The 15213-nt window shown below is 67.0% G+C and carries 13 protein-coding genes and 1 pseudogene; 6 read left to right on the top strand and 8 right to left on the bottom strand.

What is annotated here, in order from left to right:
* Position 1: 1 nt before the first annotated feature.
* Positions 2 to 763 (bottom strand): 3-oxoacyl-ACP reductase FabG, encoded by a 762-nt coding sequence (gene fabG, locus ACSUZC_RS07165; protein ID WP_439032166.1) that lies wholly within the window; start codon positions 761 to 763, stop codon positions 2 to 4.
* A gap of 204 nt (positions 764 to 967) precedes the next feature.
* On the opposite strand from fabG, the gene ACSUZC_RS07160 reads away from it, so the two are divergent.
* Positions 968 to 2170: an acyl-CoA dehydrogenase family protein gene (locus ACSUZC_RS07160; RefSeq protein ID WP_439032165.1), complete on the top strand. Its 1203-nt coding sequence runs from the start codon at positions 968 to 970 to the stop codon at positions 2168 to 2170.
* Here the strand turns inward: ACSUZC_RS07160 and ACSUZC_RS07155 are convergent.
* From ACSUZC_RS07155 to ACSUZC_RS07140, 4 genes and pseudogenes are all read right to left on the bottom strand, one after another.
* The gene (locus ACSUZC_RS07155; RefSeq protein WP_439032164.1) at positions 2151 to 3821 is read right to left on the bottom strand and encodes a class I adenylate-forming enzyme family protein; all 1671 of its coding nucleotides are present in this window, start codon (positions 3819 to 3821) and stop codon (positions 2151 to 2153) included. The two genes, ACSUZC_RS07160 and ACSUZC_RS07155, sit on opposite strands and share 20 nt — an antisense overlap.
* Positions 3822 to 3924: 103 nt before the next feature.
* Positions 3925 to 4689: an SDR family NAD(P)-dependent oxidoreductase gene (locus ACSUZC_RS07150; RefSeq protein WP_439032163.1), complete on the bottom strand. Its 765-nt coding sequence runs from the start codon at positions 4687 to 4689 to the stop codon at positions 3925 to 3927.
* A 36-nt stretch (positions 4690 to 4725) separates the two neighbouring features.
* Positions 4726 to 5859, bottom strand: coding sequence for a thiolase family protein (locus tag ACSUZC_RS07145; protein WP_439032162.1), 1134 nt, complete (start codon positions 5857 to 5859; stop codon positions 4726 to 4728).
* 162 nt (positions 5860 to 6021) lie between these two features.
* Positions 6022 to 6576: pseudogene (locus tag ACSUZC_RS07140) on the bottom strand (MFS transporter); the annotation flags it as partial.
* 128 nt (positions 6577 to 6704) lie between these two features.
* Here ACSUZC_RS07140 and ACSUZC_RS07135 point away from each other — a divergent pair.
* The gene (locus ACSUZC_RS07135; RefSeq protein WP_388062248.1) at positions 6705 to 7442 is read left to right on the top strand and encodes an SDR family oxidoreductase; all 738 of its coding nucleotides are present in this window, start codon (positions 6705 to 6707) and stop codon (positions 7440 to 7442) included.
* Between the two features lie 174 nt (positions 7443 to 7616).
* On the opposite strand, the gene ACSUZC_RS07130 is transcribed toward ACSUZC_RS07135, so the two are convergent.
* From ACSUZC_RS07130 to ACSUZC_RS07120, 3 genes are all read right to left on the bottom strand, one after another.
* Positions 7617 to 8081: a hypothetical protein gene (locus tag ACSUZC_RS07130; protein ID WP_439032161.1), complete on the bottom strand. Its 465-nt coding sequence runs from the start codon at positions 8079 to 8081 to the stop codon at positions 7617 to 7619.
* Between the two features lie 110 nt (positions 8082 to 8191).
* A complete protein-coding gene (locus tag ACSUZC_RS07125; protein ID WP_439032160.1) occupies positions 8192 to 8944 on the bottom strand; it encodes an SDR family oxidoreductase in 753 nt (250 codons plus the stop codon).
* 97 nt (positions 8945 to 9041) lie between these two features.
* A complete protein-coding gene (locus ACSUZC_RS07120) occupies positions 9042 to 9299 on the bottom strand; it encodes a hypothetical protein (RefSeq protein ID WP_439032159.1) in 258 nt (85 codons plus the stop codon).
* A gap of 474 nt (positions 9300 to 9773) precedes the next feature.
* On the opposite strand from ACSUZC_RS07120, the gene ACSUZC_RS07115 reads away from it, so the two are divergent.
* From ACSUZC_RS07115 to ACSUZC_RS07100, 4 genes are all read left to right on the top strand, one after another.
* Positions 9774 to 10970 (top strand): acyl-CoA dehydrogenase family protein, encoded by a 1197-nt coding sequence (locus tag ACSUZC_RS07115; RefSeq protein ID WP_439032158.1) that lies wholly within the window; start codon positions 9774 to 9776, stop codon positions 10968 to 10970.
* Positions 10971 to 11016: 46 nt separating this feature from the next.
* Positions 11017 to 12174 (top strand): acyl-CoA dehydrogenase family protein, encoded by a 1158-nt coding sequence (locus tag ACSUZC_RS07110; protein WP_439032157.1) that lies wholly within the window; start codon positions 11017 to 11019, stop codon positions 12172 to 12174.
* A 307-nt stretch (positions 12175 to 12481) separates the two neighbouring features.
* Positions 12482 to 13339 (top strand): SGNH/GDSL hydrolase family protein, encoded by an 858-nt coding sequence (locus tag ACSUZC_RS07105; protein WP_439033023.1) that lies wholly within the window; start codon positions 12482 to 12484, stop codon positions 13337 to 13339.
* Positions 13340 to 13370: 31 nt separating this feature from the next.
* Positions 13371 to 15197, top strand: coding sequence for an ABC-F family ATP-binding cassette domain-containing protein (locus ACSUZC_RS07100; RefSeq protein WP_439032156.1), 1827 nt, complete (start codon positions 13371 to 13373; stop codon positions 15195 to 15197).
* Positions 15198 to 15213: the final 16 nt, after the last annotated feature.

The raw sequence follows: 15213 nt of genomic DNA, 5'->3' as shown, positions 1-15213 counted from the left end.
GTCACATGAAGCGACCGCCGGTGACCTCGAGGACCGTGCCGGTCATGTACGACGACATGTCCGAGGCGAGGAACAGGGCCACGCTCGCGACTTCGCCGACCTCGCCGGCGCGGTGCATCGGGATCTCCGACATCTTCTGGTCCCAGGCTTTCTGCGGCATGGCCTCGGTCATCGCCGACCGGATCAGCCCGGGCTGGATCGCGTTGACGCGCACCCCGTGGTGCGCCATCTCCTTCGCCGCGGCCTTGGTCATCCCGACGATGCCCGCCTTGGCAGCGGAATAGTTCGTCTGACCGACCATGCCGACCTTGCCCGACAGCGACGAGATGTTCACGATCGCACCGCGCTTGGCCTCACGCATGATGGCCGCCGCCTTGCGGGTTCCGTTCCAGGTGCCCTTCAGATGAACCGCGATGACCAGGTCGAAATCGTCCTCGGTCATCGTGCGCATGGTCGCGTCGCGGGTGATCCCGGCGTTGTTGACCAGCACGTCGAGTGAGCCGAACCCGTCGACGGCCTCGGCGAGGAGGATGTCGACCTCCGCGGCGTTCACGACATCGCAGCGGACGGCGCGGGCGACGTCGGAGCCGCCGAGTGCGTCGGCGGCGGCCTGTGCGGCGTCGACGTCGAGGTCACCGAGTACCACCCGCGCACCGGCCTCCACGAAGGAGCGGGCGATCTCGAAGCCAATGCCCTGCGCGCCGCCGGTGACAACGGCGGTACGTCCGCCGAGCAGCGGAGCGGCGGTGGTACTGGATGACATGGGTCGGTCCTTCCGAGGCGGCGGCCGGCTGTGTCGGCCTGCGGGGAGAGCGGGCAGCGAGGCGGAGTCGCGCCGGCGTGGGTGTGTGGACTCAATCTATCGAGAATCACCCCCGGTGAACCCGCCCGCGTCATACGCAGCGGCTATCGCATCGATCCCGGTTTCGTATTGGACCCCACCGCGCGGACGCGCGAGAGTGGCTGCATGACCGGTGCGATGCAATCAGCTGCGAGGCAACCATCTGTGACCTCCTCCCAGGTGGATCCCGAGGACTTCGCCGACATCCTGGCCGCGGCGCGCGAATTCGTCCGCGACGTCGTCGTGCCCCGTGAGCAGGAGATCCTCGACACCGACGCGATCCCCGACGACATCCGCCAGACCGCCAAGGACATGGGCCTTTTCGGCTACGCCATCCCCCAGGAATGGGGCGGGTTGGGACTCGATCTGACCCAGGATGTCGAGCTGGCCATGGAGTTGGGTTACACGTCCCTGGCGTTGCGCTCGATGTTCGGGACCAACAACGGCATCGCCGGCCAGGTGCTCGTCCACTTCGGCACCGACGAGCAGAAGTCCACGTGGCTGGAGAAGATCGCCTCCGGTGAGGTGGTCGCGTCGTTCGCACTGACCGAGCCGGGGGCGGGTTCGGACCCCGCCGGACTGCGCACCAAGGCCGTGCGCGACGGCGACGACTGGGTCATCACCGGCGAGAAGCGATTCATCACCAACGCCCCGCTGGCGGATCTCTTCGTCGTGTTCGCCCGGACCCGGCCCGCTGATGCCGAGGGCACCGGCATCGCGGTCTTTCTCGTGCCCGCTGACGCCGAGGGCCTGACGGTGGGTGCCAAGGACCGCAAGATGGGCCAGGAGGGCGCATGGACCTCCGACGTCCACTTCGACGGCGTCCGCGTGCCCGCAGCCGCTCTCGTCGGCGGCAGCGAGGACGTCGGTTACAAGGCGGCGATGATGAGCCTGGCGCGCGGCCGCATCCACATCGCGGCCCTGTCGGTGGGGACCGCCCAGCGCGCGCTCGACGAGTCGGTGTCGTGGGCCGCCACGGCCACCCAGGGCGGTACGGCGATCGGCGAATTCCAACTCGTACAGGCGATGCTGGCCGACCAGCAGTCGGGCGTGATGGCCGGCCGGGCACTCGTGCGCGAGGCGGCGCGGGCATGGGTGGACGAGACCGACCGGCGCATCGCCCCGTCGGCGGCCAAGCTGTTCTGCACCGAGATGGTCGGCAAGGTCGCCGACCTCGCGGTGCAGATCCACGGCGGCAGCGGCTACATGCGCGACGTGCCCGTCGAACGCATCTACCGTGAGGTCCGCCTGCTGCGTCTCTACGAGGGAACCAGCGAGATCCAGCGCCTCATCATCGGACGCAATCTGGTCAAACGGGCGCAGCGCTGACCTGTCCGGCGTGCGCGAGCCGCTCCCGGAGCGCGACCTTCTGGACCTTGCCCGCCGCCGACGTCGGTAGCTCGTCGACCACATAGACGTCGCGGATCTTCTTGTACGGCAACACCTGCTGTTCGACGAATCTCGCGATCGATGCCGCGTCGATGACGTGCCCGGTCTCGGCCACCAGGAACGCGACCGGTTCCTGTCCGACGGCACCCGCCTCGCGTCCGACCACCGCGGCCGCCTCGACGTCGGGATGGGTCACCAGGATCTCTTCGAGCTCCCGCGGATACACGTTGTAGCCCTTGTAGATCAGCATGTCCTTGGCACGATCGCAGATGTAGAGGTAGCCGTCGGAGTCGCGGTAGGCGATGTCACCGGTGTCGAGCCACCCGTCGACGAACTGTTCGGCGGTCTTGTCGGGGTGATCCAGGTAGCCGGCGGTGACCTGCGGTCCGCGGACCCACAGCCCGCCCCTCTCCCCCGGTCCGAGCACCGCGGTCGGGTCGTCGACCGAACGGATCTCGACCTCGGTGTCGAAGGTCGGCAGGCCGACACTACCGAGACGGTAGTGCCCCTGAGAGGTCAGCGGCGCCGAGGACACGAGGCAGGTGGCCTCGGTGAGCCCGTAACCCTCGACGACGGCCGCCGCCGGGAAGGCCTGCCGGAGACGTTCGAGGGTGACGTGATCGATGGGCGCGGCACCTGAGGAGACGACCCGCACCGAGGTGAGGTCACGCGTCGCGACGTCGGGGTGGGCGGCGAGCGCGTGCCACATCGCCGGACTGCCGGTCACGTAGGAGGCCCGGAACTCCTCGATGAGGCCGAGCATCCGTGCGGGGTCGAACCGCCCGGCGAACACATGGGTTGCGCCGCACAGCAACAGGAACGACATGTTGATGAGCGCGTGCGCGTGGAACAGCGGCGAGACGACCACGGTCGCGGCGGCACCGGGGACCACACCCGGATTCTCATCCGATCGGGGTGTGAGGATGGGCAGGCCGTCGTCACCCACGTCGAGAGCGTGCCCGGCACGCCAGGCGATCATCTGGGTGACGTTGCCGATGACGTTGCGGTGCAACACCCGTACACCCTTCGACACCCCCGTGGTGCCACCGGTGAACGCCAGATGTGCGACGTCCTCGCTCGTCACCGACACCGTGGGCGCGCCGTGGTGTCCGGCGGTGAACGACGTGAGCGAGCACGTCACGATCCCTTCGGACGCTTCTGTCGTCCCGTCGACCACGACGACGGTCGTCAGCGTCGAACCCGCGGCGGCCGCCAGCAACCGCGCTGCCTGCCCGCTCTGCGTGAAACCCACCACCGCACCGGTTTCCACGATCTGACGCCGAAGCCCGGGGACGGGTTGCAGCGGATTCACCAGGGTCACGGTGGCACCCGCCCGCAAGGACCCGTAGTAGGAGACCACGAACTCGACGCTGTTCGTCAGATACAGCAGTACGACGTCCAGCTCGACGACCCCGGCCGCTCGTAGAGCCGACGCCACCGCGGCCGATTGCGCGTCGAGTTCGGTATAGGTGAGGGTCGTCTCGCCGTCGACGACGGCAGCACGACTGCCGTACATCGCCGCCATTCCGGCCGGGAGGGCGGCCATGGTCGTGTCGGGGTAGCGCAGCGTCGTGGGCGCCGATGGGGTCATCGCGAGGTGTCCTCTCGGAGTGGGAATACAGCAATTGCGGTGCCGCCGAACGCCTCCCCCGGCGATACTGTCTGCCCGGCGCCCCCTTCCGACCGGCACCCGGTCAGCGCGGGGCCATCCGGATCGCCCCGTCGAGGCGGATGGTCTCGCCGTTGAGATAGGTGTTCTCCAGGATCGACGCGGCCAGGTGACCGAACTCCTCGGGTCGGCCGAGTCGGGCCGGGTTGGGGATGCTCGCCGCGAGCGACTCACGCACGTCGTCGCGAAGTCGGGCCAGCAACGGGGTGTCCATCGTGCCGGGTGCGATGGTGTTGACTCGGATGAGCTTGCTGGCCAGATCACGCGCAGCGACAAGGGTCATGCCGACGATGCCTGCCTTGGACGCCGCGTAGTTGATCTGGCCGATCTGCCCCTCGAAGGCCGCGACCGACGCGGTCATGATGATCGCGCCGCGCTCGCCGTCGATCGGTTCGAGGCGCGCGATGCGTTCGGCGCCGAGGGACAGCGCGTGGAACGACCCGACGAGATTGAGCTTCATCACGAACTCGAAGTCATCGGCGGGAGTCGCCTTGCCCTCCTTGTCGAGGATGCGCATGCGCCGGCCGGCCCCGGCACAGTGCACGACGCCTCGGAGACCACCGCGCTCGTCCGCCACATCGAGTGCGGCAGCGAACTGTTCGGAGTCGGTGATGTCGGCGGGGGCGAAACCGGCCGCGGTCCCGAGTCCGTCGGCCACGGCCTGACCGTCGGAGGTGGGTAGGTCGATGAGGGTGACGAGGCCGCCTGCGTCGATCACACGCTTGGCCGTCGCCAGGCCGAGACCGGATGCGCCACCGGTGATCGCAATCGAGAGTCCCTTGAGTTCCATTGCTTTCGAGTGCCTTTCGAGCGGTTCGGGCGGGGGTCAGAGCAGTTCGAGGATGGTGGTGTTGGCCATACCGCCGGCCTCACACATCGACTGCAGGCCGTAGCGGATTCCGTTGTCGCGCATGTGATGGACGAGGCGGGTCATGAGAATGGCGCCGGAACCGCCCAGCGGATGGCCGACGGCGATCGCACCACCGAGCGGGTTGAGGCGGTCCAGGTCGGCACCGGTCTCGGCCTGCCAGGCGAGTGGAACCGGGGCGAACGCCTCGTTGATCTCGAAGGCCCCGATGTCGTCGATCGACAGTCCGGATCGCCGGAGCGCCTTCGCGGTGGCCGGGATGGGCCCGGTCAGCATGATCACCGGATCATCGGCGGCGACGACTGCCGTGTGGATGCGCGCGATCGGCGTCAGTCCGTGCGCCGTCGCGGTGTCGGAGGACATGATCAGCAGTGCACCCGATCCGTCGGAGATCTGCGACGAGTTGCCTGCGTGGATGACGCCGTCCTCGCTGAACGCGGGCTTGAGCTTGGCCAGGGATTCCAGGGTGCCGCCGCGACGGATGCCCTCATCGCCCTCGAGCACTCCCGGGATCGGCGCGAGCTGGCTGTCGAAGGCGCCGCGGTCGGCGGCCTGCGCGGCGAGCTCATGCGAGCGCAGCGAGTACTCGTCGAGGCGGGTGCGGTCGAGTCCCCACTTGGCGGCGACCATCTCCGCGCCGACCCCCTGACTGAACTTGTCCACGCCGTACCGGTCGAGAACGGTGGGCGGTTGATGCTCCCCGTTGGGGGCGGCACTGCCCATCGGGACTCTGCTCATCGACTCGACACCGCCGGCGATCACAACGTCCTGCTGACCCGAGATGACTGCTGCGGCCGCCATGCTGACCGCTTGCTGGCTCGATCCGCAGGCACGGGTCACCGTCGTGCCCGGAACGCTCTCCGGCCAGCCTGCCGCGAGAACCGCGGTCCGCGCGACGTTCCCGGCCTGCTCGGACGCCTGGCTCACACACCCCCACAGAACGTCGTCGACGATGGCTGGTTCGATACCGGTCCGTTCCACGAGCGCCTCGAGGACGTGGGCGGACAGGTCGGCCGGGTGGATTCCGGACAGGGCGCCGCGGCGGCGGCCGATGGGGGCGCGGACCGCGTCGACGATCACTGCATCACGCATGGGGTCTCCTCGATGTCAGGACGAGAGATAAAGCTGTGTTCGACGCGCACGACGCCGGCGGGCGCCGATCGCCCGTTCTGTCGAGACGACCATCAAGGCGTTTGGCAGACAAGTCGATTCCCACTCACAGACGATGAGGCCCTGCCTATGGGACGCGGAGAATCATGCCGCGGCGCCCTCGATCGTCGGTGCGTGCGGCCGCAGCCGGGCACGATCACGTTCGGGGTCGGCGAACACCAGCGCGAGCACGGCACACACCCCCGCGACGAGACCGAGTACCTGGAACGCGGTGGCGTACCCCTGCGCCGGGGTGGCCGCGGCGTCGACGATGACACCGGTGGCGTAGGGCGCCACAAGCCCGCCGATCGCCATGATCGCCAGGAAGACACCCAACGTGCCTGCGGTCTGCCGAGGCGGGCAGATCTCGGCGACAGCCGCGTTGAACAGCGGGAACACGGTGGCGGCGAAGCCATATCCGATCGACAGGATCGCCACCGCGACGATCGGAGTGCTGATCGACGGCAGCAGGAACAACAGGACGCCGGACACGAGCACGCCGACCGAGGGCACGACGACCCGCAGCATCCGCGAGGTCGCGCCCCGCGAGATCATCCGGTCACTCGTGATCGAACTCAGCACCATCAAGATGAGTCCGACGATCGAGGGGAACGCGAACATCGACCCGGACTGCAGGCGGCTGTAGCCGAGTCCCTCCTCGCCGGGGACGTGGAGTGCACGGACGTGGTTGTGTTCTGCGGTAAGCAGATCGAACCTCACATTGGGAGCGTTCGCGTCGTCACTCATGTAGAGGGTGGAAACGCCACCCACGTGAAGGAGCTAGCGAAGTGAAAGTTCTCATTGCCGGTGGACGAGGTCGAGTCGGATCAAAGGTTGCAGATCTTCTCGAGTCGCGCGGCGTGGAGGTTGTGTCCGGCGGCCTGGATGACGGGGTCGACTACATCGAGGGCACGAGAGTGGCTGAGGTTCTGGAGGGCGTGGACACCATCATCAATGTCCTCAACACCAATCGTTTCGACGAAGAAGGCGCGGTCAGCTTCTTCGACGGTACGACCCGCGCGCTGACGGCCGCCGGCGAGGAGGCAGGTGCGAGGCACCACATCCTGCTGTCCATCGTGGGCGTCGGCGACGAAGACGGGTCGGACATCGGCTACTACCTGGGAAAGGTGGCGCAAGAGCGGGCGCTCAAGGCGGGTTCGATTCCCTACACCATTGTTCGCTCGACGCAGTTCCAGGGTTACGTTCCCGTGCTGGCCGACCAGCACACGGTGGACGGCAAGGTTCTCGCTCCGCGGGATCTGATCCAGCCGGTAGAGCTCGATGAACTCACTGCTTTGTTGGTCGAGGTCACGCTGTCCGGCGGCCCCCTCGGCGAAGTCGAGATCGCCGGGCCCGAGCGGTTCCATATGGACGACCTGCTCCGCGGCACGCTCGCAGCCACCGGCGACCCCAGAGACGTCGTCACGGTAGAAAGCCGTGGCGCTGAAGACGCGCTGGTGCCTCGCGGCGAGTACCGCGTGGGAAAGACTCTGTACCCGATCCGCGACATCCCCCTCGCGAGCTAACCCATTCCGCCCGCCAGGCGCGACCTGATCTCGAGTCAAAGAGCCTCACCTCCCACGATCTATGATCGTGGGAGGTGAGGCTCTTTTCGGCATCTGCCACTCCTCGAGAACGTGGCCGTCAGGTCAGCTGCCGCTATGGGTGCCCAGCGCCGCCCGATGCGCCAGGTGTATCCATCACGCAGGGCGAGGACTGCGCCGTGGCGGGATGAAGAGGCCGACGCCAAGTAGGACAGCGAAGCCGAGAACGATGACCTGGCTGATCTGGTCCGATACGGACATGTGGCTGAGATGCGTCACGTGATAGAGGAAGTGGAGCACCCCGAACGTGGTCCATGCGATACCGAGGAGCCGGTAGCCGATCTGGGAGTGCCAGAACAGGCCGAAGACGCTCGCCAGCCCGAGTGCGAGGTACTGGGCGCCGTGGTCGCGGATCAGGTGCTCGTTGTACGGCCCGTCTTGCGAGATCCACTCCCCCAGGACTGCCGGGAAGTGATCGTAAAACTGCTCCGGGAAGAAGTATGCCCATGTGCCGACGACGGCAGCGATGACGACGGAGCCGATGAGAGCAGCTAACTGGATTCCGCCAACGCGTCGGTCATCGCTCGCAGTATCACCGGGAAGGTGGGCGCGGTTACTCATGAAAAATCCGTTCTCGACGCCGCGCGTCGGTAGACCATGTGGGAAGAAGGTGGTGACGCACGTCTGTACGTGCTCGGCGCCGTTGGCGCGAGGAAGACGAGCCCGGCGGACTACTTGGCGTGATGCCCGGTGCGCAGCCACTCGTCAAACGTCGTGCGCGCAATCGTCTTCGAGGTGCCGCCGCGGAGCTCGCCGGAAGCCAGACCTCGTCCGTAAGCGCCAGGGAAACGCAACTCCAGCACACGGCGTCGCGTTCCGTCGTGCGCGTACATCCGGCGAACCATGTCGGCCAAGGACTGGTCCCGAGGACCGAGCAGATCAATTGCCCGACCAGTGGGTTCGTTCTCGGCGACAGCAATGAGGTGTTTGCCGACCTCCTCGGCGGCAACTGGCCGGGTAAGAGTTTTCGGAATCAGGGTCAGCGCGCCCATGGTGGTCTGCGCGACGATCTGCTCAGCGAACTCGTGGAACTGGCCGGTACGAGCGATGGTGTGGGGCACATCGGATGCGGCAACAAGACGTTCCTGAGCGAGCTTTCCGGCGTAGTACGACGTGTCGATATTGTCGATCCCCACGATCGACAACGCCACATGGTGCGGCGTTCCCGCACGTTTCTCCGCGCTCAGCAACTGCCGCGACGCCGACTCGAAGAACTCGACCGCCTTTTTGGTCGACAGGGTGGTCGCGTTGAGCACATCGACGACCGCATCCGCCCCTGCGATGGCTTTGTCGATGCCATTGCCCTGAAGAACATCTACGCCGTTGCTGCGTGTCAAGAGAACCACCTCGTGACCGCGACGACGCGCCGCCTGCACAACGTACCGTCCCACGGTGCCGGTTCCACCCGCGACTGCAATCTTCATCTTCAACTCCCTTTCTCAGCGCAGCAGGAACCTCCCGCAGCGCGAGCGGCTCGATGCCCTCATGTACTTGACGGCACAGGCCCGGTGAACGTGAGGCTCACTCGGTGATCTGATCGGGGGTCACCCACTCGCCGAGCTTGCGAGGGTCCAGCACCAGCCAAACGTCGGTGATCTGCTCCCCCTCAACGTGGAAGCTGGCAATGCCCAAAAGTCGTCCGCCCAGAGTCAAGGCGGATCCCAAGCCGTCCGCGGTGCGCCGCTCCTCGAACACGAGCTCCGGCTGTTTCTGCATGACACTCATGAGGAAACGCGCAACGCGATCGGATCCCGTGACGACGTTGGGGGCGACGCTCACCACTTCCACCACACCAACAGCGGCGTCTGAGGCTGTTCCCGTGCCGAGGAAGAGGTCGGATGGGATCGGTTCCGGCAGCCACTGTCCGATCTGCTTCTCGCGACGAGCTCTGGCTCAACTGAGCACGTCGAGTGCAATTCGGCTGGCGGCTCGGGTCAGCCAGGCTGCAGGACCGCGGATCTCGCCGCGTTCCTGTTCTGTCAGCCGGTACAGCGGGGTGATGCCCCATGCACCCAGCCGGAATTCACCGCGCGGCCCCAGCTTGCGACCCCCCCGGAGTGCTATCGCACGCTCAGCGATGGTGCGATCGGGGCCTCTCGTTTCATTGGCTCGCGCTATCGCACCCTTAGTTCACGTCGACTACTTCGCCGCCGCCGGGCGGTGCATGCTGTGAGACGGACATCCCGCCGAGGCGCCCGCCCGCCCGCCCGCGGTCGCACGCAGCCCCGACAGACTCGGAGACACCTCACCGCCATGACCCGCCTCGCGCAGACACTGGGCCTCACCGAGATCCAGACCGAGATCCTGTCCAACGTCCGCTCGTTCGTCGACAAACAGATCATCCCGAACGCGCAGGAACTCGAGCACGCGGATGAGTATCCGCAGGCCATCGTCGACGGCATGAGCGACATGGGCCTCTTCGGTCTGATGATCCCCGAGGAGTACGGCGGGCTCGGTGAATCGCTGCTGACCTACGCGCTGTGCGTCGAGGAGCTCGCCAGGGGCTGGATGAGCGTCTCCGGTGTGATCAACACCCACTTCATCGTGGCCTACATGATCAGGCAGCACGGCACCGACGAACAGAAGCAGCGATTCCTCCCCCGGATGGCGACCGGAGAGGTGCGCGGCGCGTTCTCGATGTCCGAGCCGGAACTCGGTTCGGATGTCGCGGCGATCAGGACCACCGCGAAACGCGACGGCGACGACGGTTACGTCATCAACGGACAGAAGATGTGGCTGACCAACGGCGGGTCGTCGACTCTTGTCGCCGCACTGGTCCGAACCGAGGAAGGGCACGAGAAGCCGCACAAGAACCTGACCACCTTCCTCGTGGAGAAGCCCTCCGGCTTCGGCGAGGTGCTGCCCGGGGTGACGATCCCCCGCAAGCTGGACAAGATGGGCTACAAGGGAATCGACACCACCGAGCTGATCTTCGACGGCTACCGTGCGCCCGCGTCCGACATCCTGGGCGGCGAGCCGGGCCGCGGGTTCGCGCACATGATGGACGGCGTCGAGGTCGGCCGCGTCAACGTCTCCGCCCGCGCGTGCGGGATCGCCCAGCGCGCATTCGAACTCGGCGTCAGGTATGCGCAACAGCGGACGACGTTCGGCAAGCCGATCGTCGAACACCAGGCGATCGCGTTCTCGCTCGCGGAGATGGCGACGAAGGTGGAGGCCGCACACCTGATGATGGTCAACGCGGCTCGGCTCAAGGACAGCGGCGAGCGCAACGACGTCGCGGCCGGCATGGCCAAGTACCTGTGCAGCGAGTACTGCGCCGAGGTCACCCAGGCGAGTTTCCGAATCCACGGCGGCTACGGCTATTCCAAGGAGTTCGAGATCGAACGCCTCATGCGCGACGCTCCGTTCCTCCTCATCGGTGAGGGCACGAGCGAGATCCAGAAACAGATCATCTCCAAGGGCCTGCTGCGCGAGTACCGCGCGCAGTGAGCCGTCCCGTCGATCCCATTCGCTCCCGACCCCGTTAGGACCCGTCATGCAGCGTCGCATCTTCACCGAGGACCATGAGTCCTTCCGCAAGACCATCCGGGACTTCATCGCCAAGGAGGTCGCGCCGGTCTATCACGACTGGGAAAAGCAGGGGCATCCCCCGCGCGAGTTCTACAACCGTCTCGGCGATCTCGGCGTCCTGGGTATCGAGGCCCCGGAGGAGTTCGGCGGCGGTGGCGTCAGCGACTTCACCTACTCACTGGTGATCGCGGAGGAGACCTCCGCGGCGGGCGTCACCTTCGGCAGCTACTCGGTGCACTCCAACCTGATCCTGCCCTACCTGATGGAGTACGGAACCCAGGAGCAGAAGGAGCGCTGGGTTCCCGGATTCTGTTCCGGCGACATCATGTTCGCGATCGCGATGACCGAGCCCGGCACCGGCTCGGACCTCGCGAACATCTCGACCACCGCAAAACTGTCCGAGGACGGTTCGCACTATGTGCTCGACGGCGCGAAGACCTTCATCACCGGCGGCGCACTCGCCGACCGCATCCTCGTCGTCGCCCGGACCACACCCTTCGATCCCGAGAACCGTCGTGCCGGACTGTCGATCCTGGTGGTGGACACCACATCCGAGGGATTCTCGGTCGGGCGCAAGATCGAGAAGATCGGGTTGAAGGCCTCCGACACCGCCGAACTGTCCTTCGACTCGGTGAAGGTGCCGGTCGAGGACCTCCTCGGTGAGGAGGGCGCGGGTTTCCGGTACCTGAGCCACAACCTCGCCCAGGAGCGCCTCACGATCGCGATCGGTGCGTCGGCCACCGCCGCGGCGGCCGTCGCGCACGCGATCGCGTACACGCGGGAACGAGACGTCTTCGGCAAACCCGTGGCCGCGTTCCAGAACACCAAGTTCGTGCTCGCCGAGTGTTCGGCCGAGGTCGAGGCGATCCGCGCGATCGTCGACCGAGCTCTCGAACTGCACAACGAGGGCGAGCTGACGGTCCCCGACGCGGCCCGCGCCAAGCTGTTCGCCACCGAAACCGCCGGCCGGGTCATCGACAAGTGCCTGCAGCTGCACGGCGGGTACGGCTACGTCCTCGAATACCCGATCGCGCGGCTCTACGCCGACACCCGCGTCTCCCGCATCTACGGCGGCACCAGCGAGGTCATGAAGACGATCATCGCCAAAGACCTCGGCCTGTAACTCACACGGGGTGCGGGACGAGTGTCGGTTCACCGCTTCTCGTCCCGCACTCTGCGCTCGTCCGATCGCATGGTCGACCGGCGCTGAAACGCAGCCCCGGCTTCCCCAGCAGGTCTGCCCGGGCGAGATCGAGGACCGTCCGCGGTAACGCCGGGGCTGTCTAGCGCGAAATCAGTGCCGGGAAGCAGTACGGGGAATGCGCTCTGCGCAGACGCCTGATCTGTATGCCTTAGTATTCGCTGAGCGAAGCAGAGGGTCGGGACGTGGGAAGCGCGGGGATCAGTTGGTGCGGGAGTGTCGGCGCGTGATGCGCGCCCTGGTAGCGGTCGTGGTCACCGCGTTCGTGGCAACGCTGGTGGCAGCACTGGCGGCACCCGCCGAGGCGGCCCCGGGCCGCTACACCGGTGGCACGTACGTGGCGCTCGGGGATTCGCGGGCGTCGGGCAGCTTCTACACCCCCACCCCCGCTTATTTCGGAGGCTGCAAACGGTCGGCATTCAACTACCCGACCCTGGTCGCCGGGGCCAACATGCCGCGACGCTTCATCGACGCCTCGTGTGCGGGCGCGCAGGCGACGCACCTGCACCGGACTCCACAACACACCAGCGGCGGCACGAAACCGATTCAGCTGCATCTGGTCCCGCGTGACGCCCAGCTGATCACCGTGAGCATCGGCGGCAACGACATGAGGTGGAATGCGGTCCTGAGCCAGTGCCGGACCCCGGCGTTCACCGATCGTCGGTGCCGATACAACCGGCACCTGGACAACGAGGTCCGGTCACGCATCGCCCTGATGGAGAACCGCGTAACCCCCGCGCTGAAGGCGATCCGCGCGAAGGCGCCGAACGCCCAGATCATCGTCGTCGGGCTCGGCGGCTTCATCGGCGTCACCGGTTGCTGGCCGCTCGTCCCGCTCAGCGACCCCGACGCCCGCTGGATGCGTGAGGTGTTCAACCGGGCCAACGGTGCGCTGTGGCGCGCGTCCACCAAGGTCGGCGCCACCTTCATCGACGCCAACCGACGCTCGGCGGGCCACGATGCGTGCAACCTCGTCAATCCCTGGTACGAGAGCGCGCTGTCGAACCGGATCGCGCTCCCCTTCCACGTCAACCAGGCCGGCGCGGTCGCGTTCGCGGCCATGGTCAACGGAGCCATCCGGCGGTGACCTGACGCCGGGCACCCACTAGCGTTGTGGGGTGGCTCATCTACTCGGCGCGGAAACCCTAGGCCTGGAATACCCGACGACGAAGGTCTTCGACTCGGTGTCGCTCGGTGTCAACGAGGGTGACCGCATCGGGATCGTCGGCCGCAACGGCGACGGCAAGTCGAGCCTGATGGCGATGCTCGCCGGGCGCAAGCAACCCGACTCGGGACGCGTGACCGTCCGCGGCGGGGTACGCATCGGGGTTCTCGACCAGGCCGATTCCTTCGACGACGACGAGACCGTCGGGCACGCGGTGGTCGGCGACCGGCCCGAACACGAGTGGGCCGGCGACGCCCGGGTGCGCGACGTCATCGGTGGCTTGCTCGGAGACGTCGAATGGACTGCGACGACGGCTTCGCTGTCCGGGGGTCAGCGCCGCCGGGTGTCGCTCGCCCATCTGCTCGCCGGTGAACACGACGTGCTCGCGCTCGATGAGCCGACCAACCACCTCGACGTCGAGGCGATCACCTGGCTCGCCGACCACCTGAAGCGGCGCTGGCCCGCCAACGCCGGCGGACTGATGGTGGTGACCCACGACCGTTGGTTCCTCGACGAGGTGTGCACGGTGACGTGGGAGGTCCACGACCGGATCGTCGAACCCTTCGAGGGCGGTTATGCGGCGTACATCCTGCAGCGTGTGGAACGCGACCGGCAGGCGGCGACGATCGAGGCGCGCCGCCAGAACCTCGCCCGTAAGGAGCTGGCCTGGTTGCGGCGCGGTGCCCCCGCCCGAACGTCCAAGCCGAAGTTCCGCATCGATGCGGCGAACGCGCTCATCGCCGACGTCCCGCCGGTGCGCGACACCGTCGCCCTGCAGTCCCTTGCCACCGCCCGCCTGGGCAAAGACGTCGTCGACCTGCTCGATGTGTCGGTGTCCTACGGCGATTGCGACGTCCTCGACGGCGTCGAGTGGCGTCTGGCACCGGGCGAGCGGACCGGAATCCTCGGCGTCAACGGTGCGGGCAAGTCCACCCTGCTCGGCCTGATCGCCGGAACCGTCGAGCCCACCGGTGGCCGCGTCAAGCGCGGTAAGACCGTGAAGGTCGCGACACTCACGCAGCGGCTCGACGACCTCGACCGCTACCTCGACGACCCTGTCCGCCGGGTCATCGCCGAACTCCAGACCACCTATACCTTCGGCGCGGGATCCAAGTCCCAGGAACTGTCACCCTCGCAGCTGCTCGAGCGACTCGGTTTCGACAGCGCGCAGCTGTCCACCCCGGTCCGTGACCTGTCCGGCGGCCAGAAGCGGCGCCTCCAGCTGTTGCTCATCCTGCTCGACGCCCCGAACGTCCTCATCCTCGACGAGCCGACCAACGACCTCGACACCGATATGCTCGCCGCGCTCGAGGACCTGCTCGACTCCTGGCCGGGCACGCTGATCGTCGTCTCCCACGACCGGTATTTCCTCGAACGCGTCACCGACCAGCAGTTCGCCGTGCTCGACGGCGGCCTCCGTCACCTACCGGGTGGCGTCGAGGAGTTCCTGAAACTGCGTGCCGCGCAGAAGAGATCGGGACAGTCCAAGCCGTCCGCAGCGGGTCCGGCGAACTCGGGTGGCCCGGCTTCCGGCGCGACACCGTCGACCTCCTCGCTCAGTGGTGCCGAATTGCGTGCGGCCAACAAGGAGCTGGCATCGCTGGAGCGTCGAATCGACAAGTTGCACAGCAAGATCGACACGGCGCGAACCGCCCTCGCCGACCACGACCAGGGCGACTACCAGGGCCTGGCCGCAGAGACCGAGGCCATCCGCACCATGGAGGCCGAGCTGGCCGAACTCGAGGAGCGCTGGATGGAGCTCGGCGAAGCCATCGAGTGATCTGCCGGTGCCGGCG

The organism is Gordonia terrae (genome assembly GCF_051789125.1).
GTDB classification, from domain to species: Bacteria; Actinomycetota; Actinomycetes; order Mycobacteriales; family Mycobacteriaceae; genus Gordonia; species Gordonia terrae_A.
The sequence above is the reverse complement of the archived record's forward strand: the minus strand, read 5'-3'. Positions and strand labels throughout refer to the sequence as shown.